This is a genomic window from Staphylococcus sp. 11007852 (assembly GCF_011394325.1).
GTDB lineage: Bacteria > Bacillota > Bacilli > Staphylococcales > Staphylococcaceae > Staphylococcus > Staphylococcus agnetis.
In genome coordinates this window covers 91,005-107,297 of the sequence record NZ_JAANBJ010000039.1, presented here as the reverse complement: position 1 = coordinate 107,297, position 16,293 = coordinate 91,005, and the positions used below count along the sequence as shown (strand labels likewise).

Sequence of the window (16,293 nt, the reverse complement as noted above, 5' to 3'; positions counted from 1 at the left end):
CCCACTTTCTGTTATTTTTTACGATCGATTAATACCGCAATTAAAATGACGACACCTTTAACAACTTGTTGATAGAAGGAAGAGACACCTAGTAAATTCAAACCATTATTTAAAACGCCAATGATAAGTACACCTATCAGTGTTCCGACTATACGTCCTTTTCCACCTGTTAAAGACGTCCCCCCTAACACAACTGCTGCAATCGCATCTAATTCGTATGCAGTACCTGCAGTTGGTTGAGCTGAATTCAAACGTGAAGTTAAAATCGCACCTGCTAATGCAGACATTAATCCTGAAATACCATAAATTAAAATTTTCACTCGATTGACTTTAATACCTGAAATTTTAGAAGCAATTTCATTACCACCAATCGCATACGTATGACGTCCGAAAATTGTTTTATGTAATAAAATAAATAACACGATGAAAACGATAGTCATCGTTACAGCAGGGACAGGTACCCCGAAAAAATACCCTTTTCCAAACAATTGAAATAAATAATTATCCCCGAAATTTGTAATTGGATTACCATCCGTCACGACAAGCGTTAATCCTCTAAATATCGTCATTGTTGCCAATGTAGCAATAAACGGTGCCATATTGCCTTTTGTCACAAACAGACCGTTCACAACACCTAAAATAAAACCAATCAGTACACCAAGTATTATCGCTATAATTGGATCGACACCACTTGTTATCATCAATGCGATACACGCTGAAGAGAGCGCTAAAATAGAACCTACGGATAAATCAATGCCCCCTGTTAAAATAACAAACGTCATCCCAAATGCAATTAACCCATTTATAGAGATTTGTCTAAGTAAGTTCAGTAAATTGGATAAATCTAAAAATGCAGGATTGAGTACACTAATCATGATAATGAGTAAAATGAGTCCTAAAAAAGGAATCAATTTTTCAAGTAACGTCGTTTTAGCGGTTAACTGTTTCATCTAATTTTCCTCCTGTCGCAAGTGTCATAATGTTTTCTTCTGTAATACGTTCACCTGTTAAGTCACCTTGGATATGGCCTTCATGAACAACCATCACTCGGTCACTCATTCCGATAATTTCGGGTAATTCGGATGAAATCATAATAATAGAGACACCCCGTTCAGTGAGCTCATTCATAAGTTGATAAATTTCTCTTTTTGCACCAACGTCAATCCCACGTGTCGGTTCATCAAAGATAATGATACGTGGCGCTGTACCTATCCATTTTGCTAACACAACTTTTTGTTGATTGCCTCCTGATAACGTCGATGCTGGCCGTTGATGTGAAGTTTTAATATTTAAGCGCTTGCGCATAGAATCAACAAAATGATTCGCATCTTTATCTTTTACAAAGCCGTATTTTGAAAAGCTTTTTAAAGAAGGTAATACCATATTGTCACGAATCGAAAAATCTAAAATGAGCCCTTCATCTTTACGGTTTTCGGTAATCAGTGCAAGACCATGTTTCATCGCATCTTCTGGAGAGTGAATCTCAACACTTTTTCCCGCTATTTCTACATGGCGACTGCCTTTATCCACACCAAAAAGACTGCGCATCATTTCTGTGCGTCCTGCACCCATTAAGCCACTCACACCTAAAATTTCACCTTTCCGCAAATGGAATGAAACATCTTTAATCTGATGCTTTTCGTTAGAAAGATGTGCCACTTTTAAAATGATGTCTTCAGGTTGATACTGACGCTTTGGATATTGTTCATCTAATTCTCTACCTACCATCGCTTTCACAATATCGTTGTAAGCGGTTTCTTCAACAGGTTTAAAAAATACGGTTTTCCCGTCGCGCATTACCGTAATATCATCCGCAATTTCAAATATTTCAGCCATACGATGTGAAATATAGACAAACGCTACGCCTTGCGCTTTTAAACGGCGTATCATATTAAAAAGTTGAGAAATCTCTTTATCGGTTAATGTCGCCGTTGGTTCGTCCATCACAATGACTTTCGCATCTGTCATAAGAGCTTTAGCGATTTCGATCATTTGTTGTTCGCCTATAGAACAATGTTTAGCTACTTTATGTAAAGGGATATTGAAATGTAATTGTTCAAAAATAGCTAACGCTTGACGTGCCATGTCGGCAGTTTTGAGTACGCCAAATTTATTTTTAATTTCTTTACCGATAAACATATTTTCTAACACTGTTAATTCTGGCCAAATATTCAATTCTTGATGTATAAATGTAACCCCTTCTTGTTCCGCTTCTTTCGGATTTTTGAACGCTTTTGATTGTCCAAAAAATTGTATATCCCCTTCGTCTTTTTGATGCATACCGACTAATATTTTCATCAAGGTGGATTTACCCGCACCATTTTCACCCATCAAGGCATGCACGGTTCCTGTTTCCAATGTGAAATCGACACCTTGTAACACTTTATTTTCTCCAAATGCTTTATGGATTTGACGCATTGTAATCATGTCGCATTCCTCCTAAAATAAAACCGCACTTTGTAAAATAATATTGGCATAGGGTGTGGCTTCACCCGTACGTATAATTGCTTTAACGTGATGCGATTGTAATTTCAATTCATCATGGGACACACTATTCAGATTTGGAATGTCATCGTTCAAATCATCAAATAATATGGCATTGTGGGTTTTCATTTCTTCCGCAACGATAGCTGTTTCAATCGCCATATGTTTTGACACTTCTGTGTAAACATCCCGAAATGAAGGTTGCCCAAATGTCAATGCGAGGTCAATGCGCTTAACATCATCAGGAATCGGCAAACCACAATCTGCAATCAAAATTTGATCTGTATGCCCCAATTGGCTTAACACTATTGAAATGTCACTGTTTAAAGTTCCGGTTTTATACATTAAATTCACCTTCAATCTCCTGCCAAGTTGGCATACCTCCTTGAGCGCCCATTCCAGTTACTGAAAAGCTTGCCGCAAGATTCGCAAGTTCAATGGCTTTATCTAAAGCAAATCCTTTTTGCAACCCTACCGCGAGCGCACCGTTAAAAGTGTCTCCCGCGCCAGTAGTATCTTTAACGTCTCGCTTAAATCCTTTTACCGTCACATGGTTTTCTCCGTTAAAATAACGCGCGCCTTTATCACCAATTGTGACGATGAGTTTATTTGGATAACGTTCTAATGCTTCATCAAGATCTTCTTTAAATAAGGCAGCACTTTCCGTTTCATTAGGTGTAAGATAATCTGCATTTTCAATAACCGCCTCATCGATGTCACGATATGGCGCAGGATTTAATATAGAAATTACTCCATGTTGTTTACAATACGCGAGTACCCTTGCCACCGTGTCAGCTGGAATTTCTTGTTGAAGTAATACAATGTCACCTTCTTCAAGTTGTGCTAATTGGTCTTTAATGTTCCTAAACGTCACTTCGTTGTTTGCGGAAGGGACCACAATAATACTATTATCATTGTCTGCTAACGTAATATGTGCGGTTCCTGTAGCCATATGCGGTACGATATTCAAATGAGTCACATCCACTTGATTACGTTTGAAATTCTCAACAATCTCTTGACCAAAATCATCATCGCCGATACGCCCAATCATATGGACATTTTCGCCGAGTCGTGCTGCAGCTACAGCTTGATTGGCTCCTTTACCCCCAGTTGTTCTAAAAAACGATTCCCCGAGAACGGTTTCACCTTTTTTAGGCACCACTCTTGTTGATACGACTAAATCTATTGATACACTGCCAATGACATAAATATTTTTCATTTTTGAGACCTCCTCGTTGATTGTCTGTGAATGACTGTCACGTCTAACTTTGAAGCTAATTTTGACGTGCGCCCTTCTAATTGATCAATTAATTGTTCTGCGGCTCGTTGTCCAAGTTCATAAGCAGGTTGACGTACGGTTGTTAAACTTGGCAAAAACATCTCTGCAAAAGGAATATCATCATAACCAATGACTTGAACATCATCCGGCACTACTTTCCCGAGACTGTGCAACCATTTCATCACTTTAAACGCCATGACATCGTTACTACAAATGACACTATCAATACGGCGATCACGAATGTAGTATTCAAATTTTTCCACATCTAATACTGCTTCATCTTCCGTTTCAACATGCACATTTGCCTGTTGTAATACGTCTTGTGCTGCTGTAAAACGGGCACAAAAAGACGTAAATGTTAAATCTTGATGTAATAGTAAAACGTTAGAAGCGTGACCGCGTAATATCGTGTTCGCTTGTAAGGTGCCGCCTTTCGTGTGATCTGCCTCAATACATGTGTCACCTTCAGTCACACGATCAATGAGAATATATGGAGTTTGGAATGCCTGTAACGTTTGAAACGCCTTAGCGGTTGAAAGTTGAGAAGCAATCATGCCACTACATTGATTCATTTGAAACATCGATAAATAGTTTAATTCTTTCGTTTCATCCATAGCACCGTTACCAATCATAATGTAATAGCCCCGTTCCATCGCCTTATCCTCAACCCCTCGCGCTACGATTGTAAAAAAAGGATTGCTCATATCAGGCAACAATAACCCAAGCACTTTTGATTTTTTCATATTTAATGTGCGTGCAACTTCATTAGGTTGATAGTTCAATTTTTTGATTGCCGCATCAATTTTGTCACGTGTTTCTCGCTTAACATAACCATTGCCATTAATCGCTCGTGATACGGTCGCAACAGACACTTTCGCGTGCTGTGCGACTTCTTTAATTGTCGCCAAATGATCACCTCATCAATGTGTAAACGTTTACATATAAATTAGCACGCTTTTACATATTTATCAAATTTATATTTTTTCAATAAAAAATAAGGCCAAAACGATAGTCTTGACCTTAAATAAAAAGTACATTACATCTTTATACGTTATTTTTGATTGTTTCAGGCATGGCTTTATAACCTTCACGAACGTTGATAATGTGTTGAAAGCCTTTTTGTTCTAAAATTCCAACCGCAATGGAACTTCTGACACCAGATTGACAATGTACATAAAGCGGTGCTGATTTGTCAAAGTCTATTACGGTTTCCAACAATTGACCGTGCGGAATATGCAACGCACGTTTTAAATGTCCGGCTGCCCATTCTTTGTCATTCCGTACATCAATGACATGGGTTTCCTCACCAGACATGTCACCACTATGAATTGATGTAGTCACCATTTCAAATGTAGGCGCTTTATAACTTTTAACGCGATCAAATCCAATAAGCTGTAATGTTTGAATGGCTTGTTTAATGGTTTCATAGTCTCCAATCAGCTGAATTTCTTGATCGTAATTCAAGTACCAACCGATTTGATTAATAAAGTGTTTATTATACGGCACATTGATTGACCCTAACGTATGTCCGCCATGATATGCTTCTTTCGATCGTAAATCGAATGCTGGTGTGTTCTTATCATTTTCAAGATATACGCGATAAGGTTGAAATGCTTGTGTGCCCCATTGATTGATACGTTTCATTTCAGCAAAGTGTTTCGGCGGCGCCGGTTGATCTGTTGTCAGCGTCTCTATGAATGCTGTCTTATCTTCAGCTTGAAACGCCCAATTGTTGATTTTTTCATAGCCTAAAGTTGACATTGGAATAGCACCTAACGCTTTACCACATGGACTGCCCGCACCGTGCCCCGGCCAAATTTGAATATAATCTGGATATGCTTTAATCATTTGAATCGACTCATACATCTGATTAGCGCCTTTTTCGGTAGACCCTGCGATTTGCACGGCTTTTTCAAGTAAGTCTGGTCGCCCAACATCGCCAACAAATATAAAATCGCCACTGAAGAGACCCATAGGTACGGTTGCGCCGCCACCAAAATCTGTCAACAAGAAACTGATACTCTCTGGGGTATGTCCAGGTGTATGCAATACTTTTAATTCAATATTACCTACATGAATTGTATCTTGATGACCTACAAATACTGTCTGTTCCGGCATATTGCGATAACCAAGACTTTCTTCACCTTCCTTGGACACATAAATGATCGCGTCTAATCGATTGGCCACTTCACGAATACCAGAAGCATAATCCGCATGAATGTGTGTTTCTGCTGCTTTCGTAATTTTGAAACCTTCTTGTTCCGCAAGTGCAACATACTGTGACAAATCCCGAATCGGATCAATAATCATTGCTTCGCCAGTACGTTGACATCCTATTAGGTAAGATGCTTGAGATAAGTACTCATTGTAAAATTGCTTGAAAAACATCTTTCCGCCTCCTAAATAAATAGATTATGTCGTGCCTGTTCCGTATCGCCGATATACGCACCTACACCGCCATAAGTCACTTCTTCTCTTAATTCTTCTTTTGAAATGCCCATCACATCCATACTCATCGTACATGCGATTAATTTCACACCTTGTTCGATTGCTTGATCGATTAATGCAGGTAACGTTTCAATATTTTTCTTTTTCATGACATAGCGCATCATGACATTACCTAATCCCAACATATTCATTTTAGAAATTGGCATATACTCAGGTTGACTTGGTAACATCTTATCAAACATTTTCGCAATACCTGTTTTCTTTACCGGAGTTTGATTCACTTTTTTAAGCGCGTTGAGTCCCCAAAATGTAAAGAAAATACTAACGTCACGGCCTGCAGCTTTCGCGCCATTTGCGATAATGAGTGCTGCAAGTGCTTTGTCTAACTCACCGCTAAATAACACAATCGTTGTACCATCGCCTTCATGCGTCACGTTCATAGTTTTGTCTTTAGTTTTTTCAATCACTGCATGAATATGATCAGCTTTTTCTTCTAAAGCGATTAAGGTAAATCCTCTTTGTTTTACCCAACTTTGAATATCTTGTTTAAACCCGAGGTCTGTAACCGTCACTTCAAGTTGTGTACCTTCTGGCATTTGCATCATTTCTTTATTGATTTCAACGATAGGTCCTGGGCATTGCAGTCCACTATAATCACGCTTCACGCGCTCAGATTTTAATGCATTTTGTGGCGTCGTCACGTCTGATTTCGACGGGTCTTGTTCTGCTTCTAGTGCTAAATAGCCTCCATCTAAGTTCACGACCTCATACCCTTTAGTCGTTAATACTTCAGCTGCATTATGACTACGGCGGCCACTACGACAATAAATATAATACGTACGATCGTTTGGTAAATCGAACGTTTCGATTTGTTGTACCGGGTGCAACAACGCCCCTTGTACATGTCCGAGTTCATACTCTTCCGCTGTTCTTACATCTATAAGTTGGTGGTTTTTCGCCAATGTTTCAAGTTCATTTCGTGTCCAATCAGTAATATGTTGTGTTTTAAAGTTCGGCATTTTATTCCTCCTCCACAATACCTTTAGGGGTATGATAAAACAGAACGATACAAAAGTCAAATACCATATAGGGTATTTGACAAACTTCACTTTCCCCTTTATCCTTGAGTTATTAAAAATCAATTGGGGAGGCTAACGATTTTGATTTATGATAAAAAATTAGTCAATCGCATTAAGCGTGTACAGGGGCAATTAAATGGTGTCATTAAAATGATGGAAGAAGAAAAAGATTGTAAAGATGTCGTGACACAATTGAGCGCATCAAAAGGCTCTATTCAACGCTTAATTAGCATTATTATTAGTGAAAATTTAATTGAATGTGTTAAACAAGCTGAAGATCAAGATGAGGATGCGCAACAATTGATTCAAGAAGCTGTAGAATTGTTAGTGAAGGCGAAATAATGATGTGGACTGAAATGTTATTACTATTTGTGATCGGTATCTTTGGTGGCTTTATTTCTGGCTTAGTAGGTATTGGTGGTGCCATTATTATTTATCCTGCGTTATTACTTATTCCACCTCTTTTGGGCTATCCAGTGATGACAGCTTATGTCGCTTCTGGATTAACGTCCGCACAAGTCTTTTTTAGTACGTTAAGTGGGGCATTTTCTGCGCGTAAAAAAGATGCGTTTTCATTGCAACTTGTCCTTTATATGGGCGGTGGGATGTTGATTGGAAGTAGCTTAGGTGCGATTGTTGCACATTTAATCAATGCTGATTTTGTGACATATGTGTATATTGGTGTTGCGATACTTGCACTTGTTTTACTCTTTTTTAAAGTAACACCGCGTCATGAGACACCGAGATTTCATCGACTTTTACTCGTTTTAATCGGAGGAAGTGTGGGGATTGTGTCAGGTATTGTCGGTGCTGGTGGTGCTTTTATCATTACACCGATACTTTTAGCTGTATTTAAATTACCGATGAATACCGTTGTCGCAAATAGCATCGTCATCGCATTCATCTCATCAATAGGTACGTTCGTGACCAAAGCCTTTCAAGGCTATATTCCTCTAAATTTGGCATGTGCGATAGTACTTGGAAGTATTATTTTTGCACCTATAGGATTACATGTCGGACGCCATATCCCTAGTACTGTTCAAAAAGGTATTATAAGCTTATTGATTATACTCGCCATTACACAACTTATTTTTTAAATACAGTAAGATAACTAAACAACCTACCACAATCACTTTAAACATGAATGTGGTAGGTTGTCTATTATACGCGCATGTGATGAATATCAATTTTAAATTTTAAATAAGTCATTAAAAGATTCTGCCATGGTCGGATGCGTGTACATCATATCACGCAGTACATCATAGGTTGTCCCTTGTTTCATCGCTAAGTGAATGAGATTAATCAATTCCTCAGATTGTGCACCGTACAGCGACGCTCCTAATATGAGGTTCGTATTGGCATCAATAACCACTTTAAATAATCCTCGTGGGTCAGCATTAATTTTATGACGTGGTATTTGTTTTACCGGAAGTTGCCCTTCTTTAATCGTATAACCTTGTTTTTGTGCAGCGGTTGCAGTTAAGCCTACACGTGATAACGGCGGATCGATGAATACTGTATAAGGTATCTCACCACGATTCTCAGTTGTACGTTGTCTTGTCCCAAATACATGATCATGTACGATACGAAAATCATCTAGAGAGACGTACGTAAACTGTGGTCCGCCTTTGACATCACCCACTGCATAAATATGAGGCACAGCCGTTTGAAGGTGCGCATTCACTTTAATTTCACCTTTGTCACCAAGTGCGATGCCTACGTTTTCTAAGCCGATATCTGTATTCGGTGTTCGACCTGTTGCAAGTAATATCGCATCTGCGAGAAATGCGCCATTAGAAGTTTCAATAACCGCTTCTTGTACAGTGTCACTTATTTTTTCAACCTCTACGCTTGTCACAATACGCACACCTTTGCTTTCTAAATCTTGAGTCACTTCTTTAACGATAGCGTCATCTTCATTGCTGAGCACATGCGTATGACGCTCAAGAACAGTCACTTCTGTACCAAAACTTGCGAAAAGGGAAGCAAATTCTAAGGCAATATAACCACCACCAATGATGACTAAGCGTTGCGGTTGAGAAGAAAGTGCCAACACTCCCGTAGAATCATAAACAAATTGAGATGTCTTGAGGCCTTCAATCTCAGGTATCACAGGTGTTGCACCGGTATTAATAATTATCACGTCCCCATGTATGGTTGTTTCCGCAGTCATACCTTCGATACGTACCTCATGTTCTGATTGAAATGTTGCTTTTCCATCATACACATCGATATGAGGATCATCTGCAAGATTAAGATAATTTTTTTGATTTAACGCTTGTACCACTTCCGCTTTACGTGTCATCGCTTCTGTAAATGGCAACGTCTTACTCGCTTGGATTAAGGTTTTAGATGGGATACAGCCAATATTGATACATGTACCGCCATACATTTTAGTGGATTGTTCAATCACTGCGACTTTTTTGCCTTTACTTGCCGCCGTTTTAGCAAATGTTTTTCCAGCTTTACCAAATCCAATTACGACAAAATCATATGTTTTCATAGTGTGGACTCCTTTAATATTTTTTCTAAAATTGTTCGTATTGTTTGTCCTTCATAAACTGCCTTTGACCGTGCAAATTCCGCATCATAATAAGTAGTCATGAGGCCCCCTATTTCTCTTGAAATAAGACATGCATTTTCGGACGCTCCAGTTAATAAACGTTGATCAGTCATGTGTTGTGGGACGAACATGTCATACAAAGATGTTAATGACGCATCCGCTGTGTGTTGATTGGCTTGATAGCCACCTTGCTTTCCACGATGCGTATCAATCAGCCCTGCTTCAATTAATTGCGTTGTCACTCGGCGAATTTGTACAGGATGAATACAGACAGACTCCGACAACGCCTTACTGCTCCATCGTTCACCCTTATGTTTCACTAAAAAACACATCACATGAATGGCAATATTAAATTCAAGGTTCATCTTATCACCTCTTAATGTAACTATTACAATTACATTTAAACACATATCTATTCATTACACCACTTAAACGCTTTATAACGCTAAAAATTCGGGTTGAACATCGCATCCTTTTAACTTAAAAAGCCGACAAAATCCAATTACATGAACTTTGTCGGCTATTCTATAAATTAATAAATGGATAAACATTGTTTTGATTCATCACTACCCCATACTTCTAAGACATTATGCCCAAACGGAAAATCCATAATGCTCGGGGGATATTAAAAATGTTCACTTATGCAACATTATTGGCAGTGCGGAATAGATTACCGATACGCTATGTTATCTTTCTAAAACTTACGCTATTAACCACTTGTTCACAAACGTTCATAGATGACTTGAAAACGTAACCCATTACTTTCTTAACAACTCCATGTTCTAGAGGCGAGGGCAAGAGGCCGCTATAATGCGACGTTAAGAATGATTTAGGATGGCTATGATGTATGGTGGGTTCTCATTTTACACAATCATCCAGCGACAATGATTTTTATATTTTTCATGAATGTCATGCATGTGAGGGATACTTTTGTTAGGAAAGTCCCAAATGTGTTTAATAAAACTTGGTTCTAGTATATCAGGATTTGCGCCGGGGCCTTTCTCTCGAAATTTGTCAGTCACAAAACGGTATATCACACGCATGATACACTTCCATTTAGGCGCCCGTAACCAAATCACCAAGTCCGCCCGTTGAATGCGCATTTCAAGTGTATCTTTGTAGTTTCCGTCAATAATCCATGTGTCCTTGAAAATGACGTGATTTAAGCGTGTTCGAAGTGCTTCTTCAGACGTCGTTTGATTACCTTCCCAAAATAACGCATCCATATGATAAAGTGGTAAACCTGTATGTTGCGCAATGCGATAGGCAAGTGTCGATTTTCCTGTTCCTGGAGATCCCATAATCACAATACGTTGTACCATTTTCGTCACCTCATCTTTGTTCTGATAAAATACCGTCCTCCATATGAAAAACACGGTCACAATAGTCTGTCAGTCGTTCATCATGTGTCACAATGATACATATTTTGTCACGTTCTGTCGTGAGCTTTTGTAAGATTTGAATGACTTCTAACGCATTTTCAGTATCAAGTGCAGCCGTTGGTTCATCAGCTAATATAATGGCAGGATTCGTGTACAACGCTTTTGCGATAGCGACCCGTTGTTTTTGCCCTCCTGAAATTTCACTTGGTAATTTATTTTCAAGTTCCGTTAATCCCAGTTGATGCATAAGTGCCTGATACGCCTCTAAATGCATCACATCTTTTTTGGATTTTTTAAGTAATTGAAATTGTTGTTTGACTGTAAGAAATGGGACTAAATTCGTGGATTGTAGCACAAATCCCACTTCATTCATACGTACTTTGGATAACTGTTTTTGGTTCATATTTGTAATATTTTTATTGTTAATAAAAATTTCACCATGTGTGGGCGTTTGAAGCGCACCTGCCATCGTTAAAAAGGTACTTTTACCAGAACCTGAGGGGCCTACAATCGCAATCAATTCCCCTTTTTGAAATTGAAGCGTCGTCGATTTGACCGCTTCTATCATTTGACTGCCATCTTTAAATGATTTTGTTACGTTTTTAAATACCAACATATGTACACCTCCTATGCGATTGCCTTAAGTGGATCAATTTTTCGAATGCTTAATACCGAGAAAACACTGCCCAACAATGAGACGCCAATGAGTACTATCGCAAAAATGGCAAGCGTGATGGCGTCGAATTTCACTGGTACTGCTGTTGGTAGAAATACCCCAGTAAGCATCGTTAAACCTAATCCGATCAGTGCACCTATACTTGCTAAAATAAAGGTTTGAGCAATGACCATTTTAGCGAGATAACTATTCGTAAACCCTTGTGCTTTTAAAACACCAAATAGATGCGTTTTTTGCAAAGTCATGACATATAGGAAGATGCCTACTACAGTTGCTGAAATTGCGAATAAAAAGACAATCATAAAGTTTAAAGTCATATTTTGAGCTTGATAGCCTGGTAAATTTTCTATAAATGAATTTATTTTTATAACTTCTAACTTCGAGTCTAATTTGACTTGTTGCCAATTTGGATCTTTCACCACGATGGCATTCGTGACCTCTTTGGTTAACATTGGATTAATTTTGGCTATAGTCGCATCATTCGCAAACAATACGGGTGAAGCGTTAAATTTAGCACTTTCGCTAATACCTACCACCTTTAACGTTTCATCGGATTGTGCTAAATCAATGGTATCGCCTACTTTGAATCCTTTTTCTTTCAATGACGCATCAATTACCACCTCATTCTCTTTTTGAAACGACTTACCATCAATGATGCGTGGAATTAAAAATGATTGTGGCGCCACACCAAACAGCAAAGCATTTTCTTCCGTTCGCCCATTCGATGCGATGACAGCGGTTTGTTTTAACGTTGCTTTCTCTTTAAAATCATTGGGTACGTCTGATGTTTTAAATTTTGACTGTTGAATCGTTTGATTCGCATTGTCGTTCATAATGATGGCATCCGCATGCCATTTATCAATGCCTTCTCGGTTCATATTCATTAAACCGTTCGCAAGACCTGACAATAAAAACAACAAATAACTCACCATAATCAGTACACCCACAATAAGACTGAATTTGAGTTTATTACGTTTGATTTCATTCCAAGCTAAAAACATACCTTTCCCCCTCCACGTGTGTCTTCACAAGCATACCATTAAGCGCTATAAGTTGCACACGATACATATTCTTTATTGATGTTATATTTTAAAATTACCCAATTTATAAATGCGTGATATTTTTACAATTTTGTGACATATGTTATATTTCATGTAAGGGTTTACATGAAATGCAGTGAAACTGATTAAAAGGAGTGATGCCATGAAGCATATTGATGAATCCGAAGTAAAAACTATAGTACAAGATGGCGATGTCATTGGACTAGCTGCATTAACAGTGTCAAACCTACCTGCCGAAGTGTTACAACTTCTTTTAAATCAATATGATGATACACAGTCACCTAAAGACCTTACTTTCATATTAGCGAATGATATTAGCAGTGGTGGTTTAACGGTGGAACTTGATGATTTTGTTGAACGTGGCATGATCAAATGCGTCATGATGAGCATCATGACTGCTTCCAAAAAGACGGTCAACGCCATTAAATCAAATGCAATCGAGGCTTACTTTTTACCACAAGGCGTCATTGCGACGCATTACCGACAATCCAATTCGATAACACCAGGTGTGTTTACAAAAATTGGATTACACACAGGTGTTGATCCACTCTATCAAGGGGGTAAAGCGAACGCGCGTACCACTAAAGATATCGTTTCACGCGTCACGCTTTTTGATGAGACGTATCTACATTACAATTTCCCATCCGTTGATGTGGCGATTTTGAGAGGCACCTATGCGGATGCTAAAGGCAATATTTACATGACACACGAAGCACATCTTGGCGAAAGTTACGGTGTCGCTTTAAATGCGAAAGCACATGGTGGCAAGGTCATTGTACAAGTGAAAGCAATCGTTGATATTTGTCAACAGAACCCAAACGATGTATTTATTCCAGGAACACTCGTTGACTACGTTTATATTTCTGAAAATTCACGCAATCACCAACAATTAATTCAAACGTATTATCAACCAGAACTCTCTGGAGAACGTCGTGTACGCACTTATCCAGAGCCCACTTTACCGTTTTCGACGCGTAAACTGATTTTACGTCGTGCTGCACAACTGCTTCGTCATGGGGATACGGTCAGTATTGGTTATGGCATTAACAATGAGCTCACTAACCTCCTGCATGAGGAAGATGTGGAAGATGCCATTTTGCCTATTATGGATACTGGTATTTTTGGTGGATTTATTGGCAGTCGCAATCATTTTGGTATGAATTACAATACCGAGGCACGTATGCGGCATGATGAAACATGGGATTTTATCTATAACAGCGGCGTGTCCGTTGCCTATATGAGTTTTGCGGAAGTGGATGCGCAAGGTAACGTGAATGTGTCCTTTTTTGGGAACCGGATGAATGGATGCGGTGGCTTCATTGATATTAGTCAATCTGTGAAGCGTTTGGTATTTTGTGGCGCTTTTGTTGCCGGTGGTCAACTAAAAATCGAAAATGGTCAGCTCCATGCACATGACACGTCACCGATGCACAAATTTGTATCTAACGTCGATCATATTGATTTTAACGCTGAGTACGCAAAAACACTAGGTCAAGAAGTTCATTTTGTAACAGATCGCGCAGTATTTGAATTGCGAGACGAAGGATTAACTTTAACTGAAATTGCACCAGGACTAGATTTACAGCGAGATATTTTACAACATATGGATTTTACCCCAAAGATCGCGGAGCCATTAATTACTATTGATACAAGTATTTATCAAGAGGTATGGGGGAACTTGTCTCAAACACTTTGTAACCAATCACACACGACGTAGAAAGTTATTTCTATTACGATGATTGTGGTAAGCCCTCATCCCTTCCCAATCATCAACTAAAGGGGGTTATACGTGATGAATTTCGATTGGATTAAAACGCGCTCTGATTTTGATATTGAGAAGCCAGCTGTCATCGATCCATTAAAGGGGACACAGTGGACGTACCAGCAACTCAATATCCGCGCAGATCATATGGCACATTATCTCACTGACAAAGGAATTCAAAAAGGTGATGTCGTCGGTGTATTTGCACCCAATGATGTTGCACTTTTAGATTTATTATTTGCTTGTTTTAAAATGGGCGCAGTATTTTTACCTATTAATTGGCGACTCAATCCTAAAGAAATTGCAGCAGTTGTTAAAGATTCCGAACTCAAAATATTATTTTATGCGGAAAAACATTTAAGTTCATTAACCGATGTTGATGAAAAACTTTTGCATATGGACATCGATAGTCCTGAATACGCAACAATCGTAAACCCAGAACACCATCAACCATTTAAAGCGACTAAAGTAGAGGCAAATGATTTGGCCGCTTTAATATATACAAGTGGCACGACGGGTGAACCTAAAGGCGTAATGTTTTCGTATGACTCATTTGTAAATAATGGTACCAATATAGAATTAACTTATAAATTTAACTCCGACTATACAACCATTATTTCTACACCAATGTTTCACGTTTTAGGATTTAACGATACGGTATTACCAACATTAATGGCTGGTGGCACACTCGTTTTACAACGCTACTTTAATGGCGAAGCATTGAATGACTTAATTGCACAATATGAACCGAGTTTTATCATTATGATTCCAACGATGTATTATGCAACCATTAAGCAACCTAACTTTAATCCTGAAAACTTTAGAAAAATGAAATATGTCATTCAAGGTGGGTCACAACCTTTACCAAGTATCCAAGCAGCCTTTAAACAATATGGTGTCAATATCATTAATGGATACGGTTTAACTGAAGCGCCACTCGTTATGGTGAATACGCCTGAAAATGCACTAAAAAAACCAATGAGTATCGGAAAATCTGTCATGTTTGTTGAAAGTATCATCCTTGATGATGACAAAAATGAAGTCGGTGTCGGAGAAATCGGAGAACTTGCGATTAAAGCTAAAAATGTGACACCTGGTTATTGGAAAAAACCTGAAGAAACCGCCAAAATTTTTCATGGTCCTTACCTATTAACAGGTGATTTAGCAAAGAAAGATGAAGACGGCGATATTTTTATCATCGATCGTAAAAAAGAACTCATCATTACAGGTGGTGAAAACGTCTTACCTTCTGAAGTCGAAACCGCACTCGCTGAACATCCGCTCGTGGATCGCTGTGTAGTGGTTGGGTATGATCATCCGAAATATGGTGAATCTATTGCGGCTGCAGTCATCTTAAGGGAGAATGATCCAGATTATGAGCGTAAGCTTGATACATTTATGCGTGAAAAACTTGCGGGCTATAAAGTACCTCGCATGTATCAGCCTGTCACTTATATGCCACTTAACTCTACACAAAAACCGGATAAACGCGCAATCCGCGACATGATGAACCAAAAAGCACAAGCGCTTGAGTAACAAAATCAAAAAATTTTAAAGTT

Annotated in this window: 16 protein-coding genes; 4 read left to right on the top strand and 12 right to left on the bottom strand. The window is 38.7% G+C overall.

Annotated features, from left to right (window positions below; genetic code table 11):
- Positions 1 to 11: 11 nt before the first annotated feature.
- From G8Y85_RS11485 to G8Y85_RS11455, 7 genes are all read right to left on the bottom strand, one after another.
- Positions 12 to 950, bottom strand: a complete 939-nt coding sequence (locus tag G8Y85_RS11485) for an ABC transporter permease subunit (protein ID WP_165805867.1) — start codon at positions 948 to 950, stop codon at positions 12 to 14.
- Positions 931 to 2,427, bottom strand: a complete 1,497-nt coding sequence (locus tag G8Y85_RS11480; protein WP_165805866.1) for a sugar ABC transporter ATP-binding protein — start codon at positions 2,425 to 2,427, stop codon at positions 931 to 933. Before G8Y85_RS11480 ends, G8Y85_RS11485 begins: the two co-directional genes overlap by 20 nt.
- A 12-nt stretch (positions 2,428 to 2,439) precedes the next feature.
- Complete coding sequence (rbsD, locus tag G8Y85_RS11475) at positions 2,440 to 2,829, bottom strand: D-ribose pyranase (RefSeq protein WP_165805905.1); 390 nt, start codon at positions 2,827 to 2,829, stop codon at positions 2,440 to 2,442.
- Positions 2,822 to 3,703, bottom strand: a complete 882-nt coding sequence (gene rbsK / locus G8Y85_RS11470) for a ribokinase (protein ID WP_107401038.1) — start codon at positions 3,701 to 3,703, stop codon at positions 2,822 to 2,824. Before rbsK ends, rbsD begins: the two co-directional genes overlap by 8 nt.
- Positions 3,700 to 4,671, bottom strand: a complete 972-nt coding sequence (locus G8Y85_RS11465; protein WP_165805865.1) for a LacI family DNA-binding transcriptional regulator — start codon at positions 4,669 to 4,671, stop codon at positions 3,700 to 3,702. Before G8Y85_RS11465 ends, rbsK begins: the two co-directional genes overlap by 4 nt.
- 136 nt (positions 4,672 to 4,807) lie before the next feature.
- Entirely contained in the window at positions 4,808 to 6,151 is a 1,344-nt protein-coding gene (cstB, locus tag G8Y85_RS11460; protein WP_165805864.1) for a persulfide dioxygenase-sulfurtransferase CstB, read from the bottom strand.
- Between the two features lie 11 nt (positions 6,152 to 6,162).
- Positions 6,163 to 7,230 carry a DsrE/DsrF/DrsH-like family protein gene (locus G8Y85_RS11455; protein ID WP_165805863.1) on the bottom strand — a complete coding sequence of 356 codons (1,068 nt, stop codon included), beginning with the start codon at positions 7,228 to 7,230 and terminating at the stop codon, positions 6,163 to 6,165.
- 141 nt (positions 7,231 to 7,371) lie between these two features.
- Here G8Y85_RS11455 and cstR point away from each other — a divergent pair, with 141 nt between their 5' ends.
- Entirely contained in the window at positions 7,372 to 7,632 is a 261-nt protein-coding gene (gene cstR, locus G8Y85_RS11450; RefSeq protein WP_165805862.1) for a persulfide-sensing transcriptional repressor CstR, read from the top strand.
- A gap of 14 nt (positions 7,633 to 7,646) precedes the next feature.
- Complete coding sequence (locus G8Y85_RS11445) at positions 7,647 to 8,387, top strand: sulfite exporter TauE/SafE family protein (protein WP_165805904.1); 741 nt, start codon at positions 7,647 to 7,649, stop codon at positions 8,385 to 8,387.
- Positions 8,388 to 8,479: 92 nt separating this feature from the next.
- On the opposite strand, the gene merA is transcribed toward G8Y85_RS11445, so the two are convergent.
- From merA to G8Y85_RS11420, 5 genes are all read right to left on the bottom strand, one after another.
- Complete coding sequence (gene merA / locus G8Y85_RS11440; RefSeq protein WP_165805861.1) at positions 8,480 to 9,793, bottom strand: hypothiocyanous acid reductase MerA; 1,314 nt, start codon at positions 9,791 to 9,793, stop codon at positions 8,480 to 8,482.
- On the bottom strand, positions 9,790 to 10,218 hold the full coding sequence (gene hypR / locus G8Y85_RS11435) for a redox-sensitive transcriptional regulator HypR (RefSeq protein WP_107370641.1): 429 nt from the start codon (positions 10,216 to 10,218) through the stop codon (positions 9,790 to 9,792). The genes merA and hypR overlap by 4 nt, the downstream gene beginning before the upstream one ends.
- A gap of 498 nt (positions 10,219 to 10,716) precedes the next feature.
- The gene (locus G8Y85_RS11430) at positions 10,717 to 11,175 is read right to left on the bottom strand and encodes an AAA family ATPase (RefSeq protein ID WP_165805860.1); all 459 of its coding nucleotides are present in this window, start codon (positions 11,173 to 11,175) and stop codon (positions 10,717 to 10,719) included.
- Positions 11,176 to 11,185: 10 nt separating this feature from the next.
- A complete protein-coding gene (locus G8Y85_RS11425) occupies positions 11,186 to 11,851 on the bottom strand; it encodes an ABC transporter ATP-binding protein (RefSeq protein WP_107401045.1) in 666 nt (221 codons plus the stop codon).
- Positions 11,852 to 11,862: 11 nt separating this feature from the next.
- The gene (locus tag G8Y85_RS11420; protein WP_165805859.1) at positions 11,863 to 12,912 is read right to left on the bottom strand and encodes an ABC transporter permease; all 1,050 of its coding nucleotides are present in this window, start codon (positions 12,910 to 12,912) and stop codon (positions 11,863 to 11,865) included.
- A 202-nt stretch (positions 12,913 to 13,114) separates the two neighbouring features.
- Between G8Y85_RS11420 and fadX the strand changes: the two genes are divergently transcribed.
- Positions 13,115 to 14,689, top strand: a complete 1,575-nt coding sequence (fadX, locus tag G8Y85_RS11415; protein WP_165805858.1) for a fatty acid degradation protein FadX — start codon at positions 13,115 to 13,117, stop codon at positions 14,687 to 14,689.
- A gap of 75 nt (positions 14,690 to 14,764) precedes the next feature.
- Positions 14,765 to 16,270, top strand: coding sequence for a long-chain-fatty-acid--CoA ligase FadD (gene fadD / locus G8Y85_RS11410; RefSeq protein WP_107401048.1), 1,506 nt, complete (start codon positions 14,765 to 14,767; stop codon positions 16,268 to 16,270).
- The last annotated feature ends 23 nt before the right edge of the window (positions 16,271 to 16,293 follow it).

What these genes read in the sequence shown, in the direction of transcription:
- G8Y85_RS11485 (WP_165805867.1), bottom strand. Translation starts at nt 950, where the DNA reads ATGAAACAGTTAACCGCTAAAACGACGTTACTTGAAAAATTGATTCCT.
- G8Y85_RS11480 (WP_165805866.1), bottom strand. Translation starts at nt 2,427, where the DNA reads ATGATTACAATGCGTCAAATCCATAAAGCATTTGGAGAAAATAAAGTG.
- rbsD (WP_165805905.1), bottom strand. Translation starts at nt 2,829, where the DNA reads ATGTATAAAACCGGAACTTTAAACAGTGACATTTCAATAGTGTTAAGC.
- rbsK (WP_107401038.1), bottom strand. Translation starts at nt 3,703, where the DNA reads ATGAAAAATATTTATGTCATTGGCAGTGTATCAATAGATTTAGTCGTA.
- cstB (WP_165805864.1), bottom strand. Translation starts at nt 6,151, where the DNA reads ATGTTTTTCAAGCAATTTTACAATGAGTACTTATCTCAAGCATCTTAC.
- G8Y85_RS11455 (WP_165805863.1), bottom strand. Translation starts at nt 7,230, where the DNA reads ATGCCGAACTTTAAAACACAACATATTACTGATTGGACACGAAATGAA.
- G8Y85_RS11445 (WP_165805904.1), top strand. Translation starts at nt 7,647, where the DNA reads ATGTTATTACTATTTGTGATCGGTATCTTTGGTGGCTTTATTTCTGGC.
- merA (WP_165805861.1), bottom strand. Translation starts at nt 9,793, where the DNA reads ATGAAAACATATGATTTTGTCGTAATTGGATTTGGTAAAGCTGGAAAA.
- hypR (WP_107370641.1), bottom strand. Translation starts at nt 10,218, where the DNA reads ATGAACCTTGAATTTAATATTGCCATTCATGTGATGTGTTTTTTAGTG.
- G8Y85_RS11430 (WP_165805860.1), bottom strand. Translation starts at nt 11,175, where the DNA reads ATGGTACAACGTATTGTGATTATGGGATCTCCAGGAACAGGAAAATCG.
- G8Y85_RS11425 (WP_107401045.1), bottom strand. Translation starts at nt 11,851, where the DNA reads ATGTTGGTATTTAAAAACGTAACAAAATCATTTAAAGATGGCAGTCAA.
- G8Y85_RS11420 (WP_165805859.1), bottom strand. Translation starts at nt 12,912, where the DNA reads ATGTTTTTAGCTTGGAATGAAATCAAACGTAATAAACTCAAATTCAGT.
- fadX (WP_165805858.1), top strand. Translation starts at nt 13,115, where the DNA reads ATGAAGCATATTGATGAATCCGAAGTAAAAACTATAGTACAAGATGGC.
- fadD (WP_107401048.1), top strand. Translation starts at nt 14,765, where the DNA reads ATGAATTTCGATTGGATTAAAACGCGCTCTGATTTTGATATTGAGAAG.